Genomic DNA, 12,478 nt, shown 5'->3' with positions numbered 1-12,478 from the left:
AGCGTCGTGCCGTGCACCCTCTCGACCTGCCCTTCTCCCGTGCCGCCCACGACCGCGCCGCGCACCGCCGCGCCGAGCCGGACCTGGTGGCGGCACTGCGGGACGACCCGACCACCGGTGTGCTGGTGGTCCATCGCGGGCGGCTCGCCGTCGTCGGGCACGAGGCTCCGCGTGCCGCGCTGCTCCCGGCCGCCGGGTTGCCCGACGGACTGTGGTTGTTCCTGGGGGAGTCCGACGGCGCGGCGCACCTCGCGCTCGTCCTGCCGGAGACCGACGACCCGCCGCCGCCGGCCGGTGCGCAGAGCTGGGCGGGTCTGCGTGACGTCGCCCAGGGGCAGGTCGACGCGCTCGCGGCCGGCGACCTCGCTGCCCGGCTGGTCCACGGGCTGGCGGTGGAGGCGGTCGCGCTCGCAGGCTGGCACGCGACGCACCGCCGCTGCGGGCGCTGCGGCGAGCCGACCGCCGTCGTCCAGGCGGGCTGGGCGCGCCACTGCCCGGTCGACGCGCGCGAGACGTACCCGCGTACCGACCCGGCCGTCATCATGGCCGTCGTCGACGACGCGGACCGGCTGCTGCTGGGGCACGCGGCGACGTGGCCCGAGGGGCGGTTCTCCACGCTCGCGGGATTCGTGGAGGCCGGCGAGGGTCTCGAGGACACGGTGCGCCGCGAGGTGGCGGAGGAGACGGGGGTGGTGGTCGGCACCGCACCCGGCGACGTCGTCTACCGCGGCAGCCAGGCGTGGCCGTTCCCTGCCTCCCTGATGCTCGGCTTCCGGGCGCGCGCCGTGGGGACGGCCGTCCAGACCGACGACGAGGAGGTCACGGAGGCGCGGTGGTTCACCCGGGCGGAGCTGGCCGCCGCGGCGTCCGCCGGCGAGGTCAGCCTGCCGGGACGGCACTCGATCGCCCGTGCGCTCATCGAGGAGTGGTACGGCGAAGGGCTGCCGGGCTCCTGGTAACCCGGCCGGCGCTCAGCGGTCCAGGGCCGCCTTGACGTCCGCCAGGGAGGGGTTGGTCGCCGCCGAGCCGTCCGGGAAGACGACCGTCGGCACCGTCCGGTTGCCACCGTTGACCTGCTCGACGTACTCCGCCGTCTCCGGCTGCTCCTCGATGTCGATCACCGTGTAGCCGATGCCCGCGGAGTCCAGCTGGGTGCGGAGCCGGCGGCAGTAGCCGCACCAGGCGGTCGAGTACATGGTGACGGTGCCGAGGTCCGGCAGGGCGGGACGGGCGGTCATGCGAGCCTCCTGTGGATGGTGCTGCGTGCGTGTCGGGGACGCCTGCGACAATCGCAGACGATGCCAGTACTGACCAACTCCCCGGGCGCCCCGCTTCATCCCGACGCGATCCTCGACGCGCTGGACCCCGAGCAGCGCGAGGTCGCGCTGGCCCTGGCCGGTCCCGTGTGCGTGCTCGCGGGCGCAGGGACCGGCAAGACCCGGGCCATCACGCACCGCATCGCGTACGGCGTGCGGACGGGCGCGTACCCCCCGACGTCGGTCCTCGCCGTGACGTTCACCGCGCGGGCCGCGGGCGAGATGCGCACCCGGCTGCGCGAGCTCGGCGTCGCCGGGGTGCAGGCGCGCACCTTCCACGCGGCGGCGCTGCGGCAGCTCGGCTACTTCTGGCCGCGCGTGGTCGGCGGCGCGCCGCCGCAGATCCTCGAGCACAAGGCGCCCGCGGTGGCCGAGGCGGCACGCCGCATCGGTGCCAGCGTCGACCGGGTGGCCGTGCGCGACCTCTCGAGCGAGGTCGAGTGGGCCAAGGTCTCCCTCGTGACGGCGGAGGACTACGTCAAGGCGGCCGCCGCGGACGACCGGCCGGCGCCGTCGGGGTTCGACCACCAGACGGTGGCGCGGCTCGTCGCCGCCTACGAGGACGTCAAGACCGAGCGCGGCGTCATCGACTTCGAGGACGTGCTCCTCATGCTGGCCGACATGCTCGGCTCGCACCCGCACATCGGCGACCAGGTGCGCTCGCAGTACCGGCACTTCGTGGTGGACGAGTTCCAGGACGTCTCGCCGTTGCAGCACTTCCTCCTCGACCAGTGGCTCGGCGGGCGCCAGGAGCTCTGCGTCGTGGGCGACCCCTCGCAGACCATCTACTCCTTCACCGGGGCGACCCCGCACTACCTGCTGGACTTCACGCGCACGTACCGCGACGCCCAGGTCGTGCGGCTCGTCCGGGACTACCGCTCGACGCCACAGGTGGTGCACCTCGCCAACGACGTCCTGCGGCGCGGCCGCGTCACCGGTGCGCTCGAGCTGGTGGCGCAGCGTCCGGCCGGCCCGCCGGTGTCCTTCACGACCTACGACGACGACGAGGCCGAGGCCGCGGGGATCGCCGCCCGGGCGGCGCGGCTCGTCGCCGACGGGGTGCGGCCCAGCGAGATCGCGGTGCTGTACCGCACCAACGCCCAGTCGGCGGCGTTCGAGTCCGCCCTGTCGGACGCCGGCGTGAGCTACCAAGTCCGCGGCGGCGCCCGGTTCTTCCAGCGCCGGGACGTGCGGGACGCCGTCGTGCTGCTGCGGGGCGCCGCCAGGTCGTCCGACCCGGACCAGCCGATGCCCGAGCAGGTCCGCGACGTCCTGCTCTCGGCGGGGTGGGCGGAGAAGCCGCCGGCGGCCCGGGGTGCGACCCGTGAGCGCTGGGAGGCGATGCAGGCCCTGGTGGGCCTCGCCGACGACCTGGCGGCCGCTGCCTCCGAGGACGCTCCCGCCACCCTGCAGGGTCTGGTCGACGAGCTCGCCGAGCGGGCGTCCGCCCAGCACGCGCCGACGGTCGACGGCGTGACCCTCGCGTCCCTGCACGCGGCGAAGGGGCTCGAGTGGGACGCCGTCTTCCTCGCCGGCATGAACGAGGGGCTCATGCCGATCTCTCTCGCCGAGACGGACGAGGGCGTCGCCGAGGAGCGCCGCCTGCTCTACGTCGGCATCACGCGGGCGCGCGAGCACCTCGACATCTCCTACGCGCGCTCGCGCAACCCCGGCGGTCGCGCGACGCGCAAGCGCACCCGGTTCCTCGACGGCATCTGGCCCGACGACGGCAGGGGGCGCGGGCGCACCGGCACGGGACGCGCGCAGCGCGGCCAGGCGCGGGCCCAGCTGACCGGGCACGCGGACGTCGAGCTCTTCGACGCGCTGCGCGAGTGGCGCCTGTCGGTGGCGCGGGAGACCGACAAGCCCGCCTACACGGTGCTCGGTGACGCGACGCTCGCTGCCATCGCCGAGCTGCGCCCCACCTCGACGGCCCAGCTGGCGCGGATCAACGGCATCGGTCCGGCCAAGATCGACCGGTACGGACCGACCCTCATCACCCTCGTCGAGAGCGCTGCGGAGAGGGACTGAGAGCCCCGGAGGAAGTTCTCCGAAAAAGTTGGGAAAAAGATGTGGCGAGCGCGGCCGAGCCGTCTATGCTCGTCATGACCGAGTTGGAGCGGCACCTGCCGAGAGGCAGAGGCCCGAGATGACGAAGGAGGTGGGCACGACGATGAACATCATCACCACGCAGCTGACAGGCGGCACCGGGATCGCGACGGGGAAGAACTCTGTCCCGACCACGCTCGTGCCGGCCTTCCGCGTTCGTACGCGTCCCGGCGCTGGGGCAGCCCTCGTCGATCTCGCACCCGACTCCGCACCCTGGAGACATCCGGTCCACTGACCGGTCCAGGCCGCGGAGTCCACCAGGACCCGCGGCCTTCGTCTTTTCCCCACCGGGAATCGGCCCTCATCGGCCGGACGATCCGTCCCTCTGACACCAGAGGGCCGTCCGCAGGTCCTGAACACCGACGTTCACACCACACCCAGGACCTGACGGAGGAACATCGTGCGTCTCGCACAGCTGTTGGACGAGCGGCTGCTCGACGCTGCCCCCGCCGGTGGCACCAGTCGCTGGACCCCCCACCAACCGGTGGCACAGACCCCCGAGGAGGCGGCCGAGCTCGAGCGACAGTTCGCGGCCCTCCTGCCCTGCCGCACCAACGACCCCGAGCTCTGGTTCGCCGAGCACACCGACCAGGTGGAGCGTGCCAAGGCGCTCTGCCGTGCCTGCCCGCTGCAGTCCGGCTGCCTGGCCGGTGCTCTCGAGCGCTCGGAGCCCTGGGGCGTCTGGGGCGGCGAGGTCTTCGTCGACGGCGTCGTCGTCGCCCGCAAGCGGGGTCGTGGCCGTCCCCGCAAGACCGACCAGGCCGCGGCCTGACCATCGATCGATGCCCCACGAGGTGCTACCTCGTGGGGCATCGTGCTACCTCGGCGGGACGGTGCAGGGGCAGGCCGGGTGCGCCTCGACCGGCCGGGTGCGTGCGACCGCCTCGGGCAGCGTCACCTCCAGCACGGCGCCGGCGGTCGCCGGCCGGGTGCCGTCGAGGTGGGCCAGCACCTGACCTGCCGCGAGGGCGGCCGCCGTGACGGACAGCACCGTCTCCTGGCCGGGGGCCGCGGGGAGGTCCGCGAGCTGGTCGACCAGCTCCGGCCAGCGCTCGTCGGCGTCGGTGGCGTGCCGGTGCCAGCAGGCCGTGCACGCGGTGCTCCCCGGCAGGACGAAGGGGCCCAGCGTGACGTCGGCCTCCCCGACGACGACCGGCAGGTGGGGGATGCCGGCGCTCATGAGGAGCGTGAACGTCTCGGGGCGGACGACGCGGTCGCACACCGCCACGACGACGTCGGGCAGGGCGTCCGCGTGCCAGGTCCGGGCCCACGCCGTGCGCGGGTACCTGGCCCCCAGCGCCGCCTCGAGCCGTGCAGCGCGCCGGTGGCCGACGTCGGTCTGGCGGTAGGTGCCGGTCCCGAGATCGGTCACCTGGACGGGCGAGTCGTCGTCGAGCACGAGCGTGCCGACGCCTGCGGTGGCCAGATGGGCGGCGAGCATCGCGCCGATCCGGCCCAGCCCGCTCACACCCACCCTCCGCACGGCTCGCCGGGCGAGCGTGACCATGCCTCCGCCGTCGGGCAGCAGGGCGCCGAGGACCGGGGCGTCCGCGGCGCCCCCGGCCGTGGCGAGCACGTCGGGCGTGCGTCGCGGCGACGGCACGAGGAACCCGCAGTCGGCGAGGAGCGTCCCGATCTCGCGACGGCGCTCGTCGTCGACGCGGTGCCGCGCCGCGGTGCGTTCGAGGGAGGCGTGCTGCGTCGTGGCCGACGCCGTGAGCCAGCGCGTCTCGGCGTCGGCGAGGCCGGACAGCACCAGCGACCAGCGGCTGTCGGTACCGAGCTGGACCTCGCCCGGGCCGCGGCCGAGCACCGGCGCGCCGGGGCGCAGCCGGAGAGCAGCCGGTTCGGGGGACGTGCTCGAGGACGCCATGGCGGCACGATGACACGGCCGCACCTGGCCGCGCCGACGCCGTCCACAGGGCTGTGGAAAGGCCTGCGAACTGGGCCGTCGGAGTGTCCCGACATGCCCTTGACGCAATCCCGGTATGGTCATGGTGTGGCCCACGACACCATGCCGACCGTCGAGGTCCGGCGGAGCCGTCGTCGGACCGCGACGGTCAGCGCGTACCGCGACGGTGACCGCACCGTCGTGGCCATCCCCGCGCGCTTCTCGCGTGCCCAGGAGCGCGAGTGGGTCGAGAAGATGGTGGCGCGCCTCGAGGACAAGGAACGTCGCCGCCGCCCGTCGGACGAGGAGCTCGTGGACCGGGCGCGCGAGCTGTCCGACAAGTACCTCGACGGCCGCGCGCACGCGACGAGCGTGCGGTGGGTCACCAACCAGGAGCGTCGCTGGGGCTCGTGCACGCTGGTGGACGGCTCGATCCGGCTCTCCACCCGCTTGCAGGGCATGCCCGAGTGGGTCATCGACTACGTGCTGCTGCACGAGCTCGCGCACCTGCTGCACGCCGGCCACGGGCCTGACTTCTGGCGGCTGCTCGAGGCCTACCCGCGCACCGACCGGGCGCGCGGGTTCCTCGAGGGCGTGGCGTTCACCACCGACGGCTCGCGGGACGACGACGCCGACTCCGGTTCGTCCGCCACCTGACGGACCCGGCTACCTCCCGTCGCCGGGCGCACCCTCGTCCGTCCCGGGCTCCTCGCCCGGCGAGGCGTCCCCGGGCTCTTCGCTCTCGGTCGACTCCGAGAAGATCTGGGCGAGCGCGGCGTCCACGTCCGCCTGCTCGTCCGCCTGGGCGGCCCGGCGCGCGGCGTAGCCCGGCGGGTCGTCCAGGTCCTCGGTGCCGGGCAGCAGGTCCGGGTGGTCCCAGACCGCGTCGCGCGCCTCCGGGCCGCCGGTCGCGAGCAGGTGGGCGAACAGCGCCGCGGCGTCGCGCGAGCGACGGGGCCGCAGCTCGAGGCCCACGAGCGACTTGAACGTCTGCTCGGCGGGGCCTCCGGCGGCCCGGCGCCGGCGGATCATCTCGCGCAGCGGCACCGAGTGCGGCAGGTGCGGCAGGGACGCGGTGGCGGCGACCTCGGAGACCCAGCCCTCGACGAGCGCCAGGGCCGTCTCCAGGCGCAGCAGCGTCGCCTGCTGCTCGGCGGTGTTGTGCAGGCCGAAGACGTCCCCCGACAGGGCGCCGCGCAGCGACTCCGGGTCGGCCATGTCGATGTCGCGGACCTGCGCCTCGAGGGCGTCGAGGTCGATCGTGATGCCACGGGCGTACTGCTCGACGAGAGCGTGCAGGTGTGCCCGCAGCCACGGCACGTGCACGAACAGCCGGGCGTGGGCGGCCTCGCGCACCGCCATGTACAGCTGGACCTCGTCGAACGGCGAGTCGAGGCCGTCGGCGAAGGCACGCACGTTCGTCGGGACCAGCACGGTGGCGGGCTCCGAGAGCAGCGGCACGCCCACGTCCGTCGCGCCGAAGACCTCGCGGGACAGGGTGCCCGCGGCCTGGCCGACCTGCATGCCGTAGACCGCCGACCCGAGGCTGCGCATCATGGTCGCCGGGTCCAGGTCGCCCAGGCTCCCGCCGGGGAACACCGGCATCCCGGGCAGATCGAGGCCGGACATGTCGCCGTCGCCGACCTGGTCACCGAGCACGGTGGCGAGGGCGTCGGCCGCCGAGGCCGCCACGGGTGCGACGAGCTGCTGCCAAGCCGGCAGCGTCGCCTCGACCCACTCGCTGCGGCTCCAGGCGCGGGCCGGCCCGCCCGACGGCGGAAGGTCGGTCGCGGCGTCGAGCCACAGCTCCGCCACGCTGAGGGCCTCCTGCGCCGACCGGCCCTGGGCACCGGTCAGCGACGGGTCTCCCTCGGCCACCGCGACCTGGCGGGCCAGGTCGTGCGCCACCTGGGTGTTCACCGGTCCCTCGCCGGAGGTGAACAGGCGCTGGAGCTGGTCCATGAGGTGCTGCATGGTGGCGGGGTCGGGGGCGACCCCGCCCATCAGCGCGGCCGGGTCGAGGCCCTGGGAGCGCATCTGGCCGAGCACCTCGTCGGTCCGCTCGCCGAAGATGCCGTGCAGGGCGTCACGCAGCGCGCGCTCGCGCTCGTCGGGGTCGTCGGGCAGGTCGCTCATCGCAGTCCTCGGCTCCTTCCGGTGCGGCATCCACCGCACGCTCACGGTATCCATGACCGACGACGACGCGCGGTGCCGAGTTCCGTCGTTCGCTCACGGCGCACCGGTCGCCCGTGGATCGGCGATGATGGGCCGGTGAGCTTCGATCGCAGCCATCATCCGGCCGAGCTGTACGGGCACGCCCAGGCGCACCCGCTGCCCGAGGACCGCGCCGTGGCGGGCACGGACGACGCGGACGGCCACGACCCCCGGATCCGGCACCGCCCGACGTCCCGCCGCTCGGTGACGCTGGTCGTGTCGTTGCTGGTGACCGCCGTCGTCGCCGCGGTGCTCCTCGTGCTGCCGACGCCCTACGCGGTCCGCACCCCGGGGCCGACGGAGGACACCCTGGGCGTGCAGGAGCAGGGCGCCGGGCAGAGCGCGACGGAGATGCCGTTGATCGAGATCTCCGGTGCCGAGACGTACCCGGCCTCGGGCGAGCTGCGCCTCACCACGGTCTCGGTGTACGGCGGGCCCGGTGGCGACGTGCTGATGGGCGACGTCCTGTGGGGCTGGTCGTCGGTCGAGCGCTCGGTGCAGCCGGTGGAGCTCATCTTCCCCGAGCCGGTCACGCCCGAGGAGCAGCAGGAGCAGGGCCAGGCCCAGATGATCAGCTCGCAGGAGTCCGCGACCGTGGCCGCCCTCACGGAGCTCGGGTACGAGGTGCCGACCACCATGACGGTCGTGGCCGCCGCGGAGGGCACGGGCGCGGAGGGCGTGGTCGAGCCCGACGACGTCATCGTGTCGATGGACGGTGAGCCCCTGGAGAGCTATCCGGAGCTGCTCGCCGTGCTCGACGACGTCACCCCGGGCGACGACGTCGTCCTCGGCGTGGAGCGGGCGGGCGAGCCGGTCGACCTGACGGTCACGACGGGGGAGGGCGACGGCCGTGCGCTCCTCGGCGTGCTCATCGACCCGGTCTACGACTTCCCGGTGGACGTCACGATCCAGATCGAGGACATCGGCGGGCCGAGCGCGGGCACCATGTTCGCCCTGGGCATCGTGGACCTCATGACGCCGGAGGACGAGCTGGCCGGGGCGGTCGTCGCCGGGACGGGCACCATGGACGTCGACGGGCGGGTGGGCCCCATCGGCGGCATCGGCCAGAAGATGTACGGCGCGCAGCGCGACGGCGCCGAGTGGTTCCTCGCCCCGGCGGACAACTGTCCCGAGGTGGTCGGCCAGGAGCCCGAGGGTCTCGAGGTGGTGTCGGTCAGCACGCTCGCCGAGGCGCGGGCGGCGATGGAGGCGATCGGCGCCGGCGAGGGGCAGGACCTGCCGCGCTGCTCCTGACGCGGGATCGTGACCGGTTCGTGAGGGCTCGGGTGCCCCCGTGTGTCGGAATCGTGGGAACCTGGGCAGACGTTCGAACGTTGTCCTGACGTCCCTGCGTGCCTGCACGTGTCCCGTCCCGAGCACGAATGAGGTGCCCGCACCGTGTCCTTCGCCCCACCCCGACGACCGGACGGACCGCCAGCAGCGAGGCGTCGGAGCCCGCTGCTGATCACGGTCGTGATCCTGGCGGTCCTCGTCGCCGCCCTCATCTTCCTGGCGACCTTCTGGACCGAGGTCCTGTGGTTCACGCAGGTCGGCTACGCCAACGTGGTGTGGACGCAGTGGATCGCCCGGGTCGTGCTGTTCCTGGTCGCCTTCCTGCTCATGGGCGCGGCCGTCTACAGCTCGTTCACGATCGGCTACCGGTCGCGACCGGTCTACGCGCCGTCGACACCGGAGCAGGCCACGCTCGACCAGTACCGCGAGGCCGTGGAGCCGCTGCGCAAGCTCGTCACGTACGCCGCGCCGGTGGTGATCGGCTTCTTCGCGGGCGTCGCGGCGTCGTCGCAGTGGCGCACCGTGATGCTCGCCCTGAACGGCCAGTCCTTCGGTGAGACCGACCCCGAGTTCGGCATCGACATCGGGTTCTACGTCTTCACGCTCCCGGTGGTGCGTTTCGCCGTCAGCTTCCTCATGGCGGTCGTGGTCATCTCGGCCATCGCCGCGGTGGTGACCCACTACCTCTACGGCGGCCTGCGGATCGGTTCGCTGCCGGCCGGGACGCCCCGGACCACGACGGCGGCCCGCATCCATTTGGCGGTGCTCGGCGCCGTGCTGATGCTGCTCATCGGCGCGAACTACTGGCTCGACCGTTACAGCATCCTGACCAACTCCAACGAGCGCTACGACGGCGCCTCGTACACCGACGTGCACGCCGTGATCCCCTCCAAGGAGATCCTGATGGGCGTGGCCGTGCTGGTCGCCGCCCTCTTCGTGGTGGCGGCGTTCCGCGACACGTGGCGCCTGCCCGCGATCGGTGTCGGCCTGATGGTCGTCTCGGCGATCGCGATCGGCGGCATCTACCCGTCGATCGTCCAGCGCTTCCAGGTGGACCCGAACGCCCAGTCCCTCGAGGCCCCCTACATCCAGCGCAACATCGACGCCACGCTCGACGCGTTCGCGATCGACGACGTCCAGTCCGAGCAGTACGACGCGACCACGGAGGCGGCCGAGGGCCAGCTCCGGGACGACGCCGAGACGACGGCGTCGGTGCGCCTGCTGGACCCGCAGGTCGTCAGCCCGTCGTTCCGCCAGCTCCAGCAGAACAAGCAGTTCTACAACTTCACGGAGAACCTGTCCGTGGACCGGTACGACATCGACGGCGAGTCCCGCGACACCGTGATCGCGGTGCGCGAGCTGAACCTGGACGGGCTCGCCGACCGCAACTGGATCAACGACCACACGGTGTACACGCACGGCTTCGGCGTGGTCGCGGCCTACGGCAACCAGCCCGGCCCGGACGGCCAGCCCGCCTTCTTCGAGGGCGGGATCCCCACCGAGGGCGCGCTGACCGAGATGTTCTCGGACGGCTACGAGCCGCGGATCTACTTCAGCCCGGAGGCGCCGGAGTACTCCATCGTGGGGGCCCCGGAGAACACCGACGGCTGGGAGCTGGACTACCAGGCGGACGACGAGGGCGGCCGCCAGGTGCTCTACGAGTTCCCGACCGACGAGACCTCGGCCGGCCCGGAGATCGGGACGTTCCTGGAGAAGCTGCTCTACGCCCTGAAGTTCGGCGACGAGCAGATCTTCTTCTCCGACCGTGTCACCGAGGAGTCGCAGATCCTCTACGACCGCGACCCGCAGGAGCGCGTGGCCAAGGTCGCGCCGTGGCTCACCCTGGACAACAAGGTCTACCCCGCGGTCGTCGACGGTCGAGTGAAGTGGATCGTGGACGCCTACACGACCACGGACGCCTACCCCTACTCGACGTCCGCGCCGATGCAGGAGGCGACCACGGACTCCCTCACCCTGGCCGCCCAGGGCGTTCCCGTGGACCTGCCTCCCGAGGTCAACTACATCCGCAACTCGGTCAAGGCGACGGTCGACGCGTACGACGGCACGGTCACGCTCTACGCCTGGGACGCCGAGGACCCGCTGCTCAAGGCGTGGAGCCAGGTGTTCCCGGACTCGCTGCGGCCGATGGAGGAGATCTCGGGCGACCTGATGTCGCACGTGCGCTACCCGGAGGACTTCTTCAAGGTCCAGCGCACCCTCCTCGAGCGCTACCACGTCACCGACGCGGTCCAGCTGTTCTCCGGCTCGGACGAGTGGGTGACCCCGGACGACCCGGTCGCGTCGTCCGAGGCGGCGGCGTCGAAGCAGCCCCCGTACTACCTGACGCTGAAGATGCCGGAGCAGGAGGAGTCGTCGTTCTCCCTGACGAGCACCTTCATCCCCGGCGGGATCACCGACCGGGAGATCCTCACGGGCTACCTGGCCGCCGACGCCGATGCGGGGTCGACGGCGGGCGAGGTCGCCGAGGGGTACGGCACGCTGAGGCTCCTCGAGCTGCCACGGGACTCGACGGTCCCGGGGCCGGGTCAGGTGCAGAACAACTTCAACTCCAACCCGACGATCTCCGAGCAGCTCAACATCCTGGGCCGCGGCGACTCCGAGGTGGTGCGCGGCAACCAGCTGACGCTGCCCGTGGGTGGCGGCCTGCTGTACGTGCAGCCGGTCTACATCCAGTCGGCGGAGGGGACGCAGTTCCCGCTGCTGCGGCGAGTGCTGGTGGCGTTCGGTGACCAGACGGGCTACGCCGAGACGCTGGACGAGGCCCTGGACCAGGTGTTCGGCGGTGACTCCGGTGCACAGGCCGGTGACGCCGACGAGGCCGAGACCGACGTGCCGACGGACGTCCCGACGGACGAGGTCACGGATCCTGCGGCGGAGCCCACGGCCGAGCCGGAGCCGACCGAGACCACCGAGCCGGCCGAGCCGACGGAGGAGCCCGCCGCGCCGGCGGGCGACGCGCAGGCTCGCCTGAACGCCGCGCTGGCGGACGCCAACCAGGCGCTCACGGACAGCCAGGAGGCGCTGCAGAGCGGCGACTGGACTGCGTACGGCGAGGCGCAGGAGCGGCTCCAGACGGCGCTCGAGCAGGCGCTCGCGGCCGAGGAGGAGCTCGAGGGCTGATGCCTCGCGCCGGGCGGATGGGACGCAGTTGTGACCTGCGTCCCATCCGCCCGGATCGGTTGGACTTCGACCGAATCCATGACGTAATGTTGCAGACATCGACGCGGGGTGGAGCAGCTCGGTAGCTCGCTGGGCTCATAACCCAGAGGTCGCAGGTTCAAATCCTGCCCCCGCTACCACTGTGATGTCTCAGGACATCGGCAAGGCCCGGACCCACGAATGTGGGTTCGGGCCTTTGTCTTGTGTCGGTGGTGGTGGTGCCGCGTGGCTGGTAGTCGCGGGTGAGTTCGATGGTGAGCTCGCGCAGGATCTCGCCGGTGGCGGCGTTGATGATGCGCACGTCGTGGTCGTGGACGAGCAGCAGGACGTGGGTTCCTGCGTGGGGTCGTCCGATGCCGATGTGTCGGAGTTTGCCGGCGATGCGCAGGGTGACGCATCCGGTCTTGTCGATCTTGTCGCGGCGGAGCCGGTCGTGGCTGTCGGTTCGGTTGGTGGGGTCGGGGGCGGCTTTCGG

9 protein-coding genes, 1 tRNA gene and 1 pseudogene are annotated in these 12,478 nt (G+C 72.7%); 7 read left to right on the top strand and 4 right to left on the bottom strand.

Translation table 11 applies throughout. The annotated features are described in order from the left end of the window. The first annotated feature begins 11 nt into the window (after positions 1-11). Entirely contained in the window at positions 12-959 is a 948-nt protein-coding gene (nudC, locus tag BCL65_RS08290) for an NAD(+) diphosphatase (protein ID WP_106266996.1), read from the top strand. Positions 960-971: 12 nt separating this feature from the next. Here the strand turns inward: nudC and BCL65_RS08285 are convergent, their stop codons facing one another. Continuing rightward, positions 972-1,238, bottom strand: a complete 267-nt coding sequence (locus tag BCL65_RS08285) for a mycoredoxin (protein ID WP_106266994.1) — start codon at positions 1,236-1,238, stop codon at positions 972-974. 60 nt (positions 1,239-1,298) lie between these two features. On the opposite strand from BCL65_RS08285, the gene BCL65_RS08280 reads away from it, so the two are divergent. Both BCL65_RS08280 and BCL65_RS08275 read left to right on the top strand, forming a co-directional pair. Next, positions 1,299-3,347 (top strand): ATP-dependent DNA helicase UvrD2, encoded by a 2,049-nt coding sequence (locus BCL65_RS08280; protein WP_106266992.1) that lies wholly within the window; start codon positions 1,299-1,301, stop codon positions 3,345-3,347. A gap of 478 nt (positions 3,348-3,825) precedes the next feature. Then, positions 3,826-4,197, top strand: coding sequence for a WhiB family transcriptional regulator (locus BCL65_RS08275; RefSeq protein ID WP_106266990.1), 372 nt, complete (start codon positions 3,826-3,828; stop codon positions 4,195-4,197). Between the two features lie 45 nt (positions 4,198-4,242). On the opposite strand, the gene BCL65_RS08270 is transcribed toward BCL65_RS08275, so the two are convergent. Beyond that, complete coding sequence (locus BCL65_RS08270; RefSeq protein ID WP_106266988.1) at positions 4,243-5,298, bottom strand: ThiF family adenylyltransferase; 1,056 nt, start codon at positions 5,296-5,298, stop codon at positions 4,243-4,245. 93 nt (positions 5,299-5,391) lie between these two features. On the opposite strand from BCL65_RS08270, the gene BCL65_RS08265 reads away from it, so the two are divergent. Beyond that, complete coding sequence (locus BCL65_RS08265; protein WP_106266987.1) at positions 5,392-5,973, top strand: M48 metallopeptidase family protein; 582 nt, start codon at positions 5,392-5,394, stop codon at positions 5,971-5,973. Positions 5,974-5,982: 9 nt separating this feature from the next. On the opposite strand, the gene BCL65_RS08260 is transcribed toward BCL65_RS08265, so the two are convergent. Further along, positions 5,983-7,452, bottom strand: a complete 1,470-nt coding sequence (locus BCL65_RS08260; protein ID WP_106266985.1) for a zinc-dependent metalloprotease — start codon at positions 7,450-7,452, stop codon at positions 5,983-5,985. 135 nt (positions 7,453-7,587) lie between these two features. Between BCL65_RS08260 and BCL65_RS08255 the strand changes: the two genes are divergently transcribed. The 3 genes from BCL65_RS08255 (at position 7,588) to BCL65_RS08245 (ending at position 12,143) form a co-directional block, all read left to right on the top strand. Beyond that, positions 7,588-8,784 carry a YlbL family protein gene (locus tag BCL65_RS08255; protein WP_243400953.1) on the top strand — a complete coding sequence of 399 codons (1,197 nt, stop codon included), beginning with the start codon at positions 7,588-7,590 and terminating at the stop codon, positions 8,782-8,784. Between the two features lie 144 nt (positions 8,785-8,928). Next, complete coding sequence (locus BCL65_RS08250; protein WP_106266983.1) at positions 8,929-11,964, top strand: UPF0182 family membrane protein; 3,036 nt, start codon at positions 8,929-8,931, stop codon at positions 11,962-11,964. Between the two features lie 102 nt (positions 11,965-12,066). Then, positions 12,067-12,143, top strand: a tRNA-Met gene (locus BCL65_RS08245). On the opposite strand, the pseudogene BCL65_RS08240 reads toward BCL65_RS08245, so the two are convergent. Continuing rightward, positions 12,122-12,478: pseudogene (locus BCL65_RS08240) on the bottom strand (hypothetical protein); the annotation flags it as partial. The gene BCL65_RS08245 and the pseudogene BCL65_RS08240 overlap by 22 nt on opposite strands.

Origin of the sequence: Isoptericola halotolerans (genome assembly GCF_003003075.1) — a bacterium.
GTDB classification, from domain to species: domain Bacteria; phylum Actinomycetota; class Actinomycetes; order Actinomycetales; family Cellulomonadaceae; genus Isoptericola; species Isoptericola halotolerans_A.
Note: the sequence above shows the minus strand (reverse complement) of the source record. Positions and strands in the feature narration are given on the sequence as shown.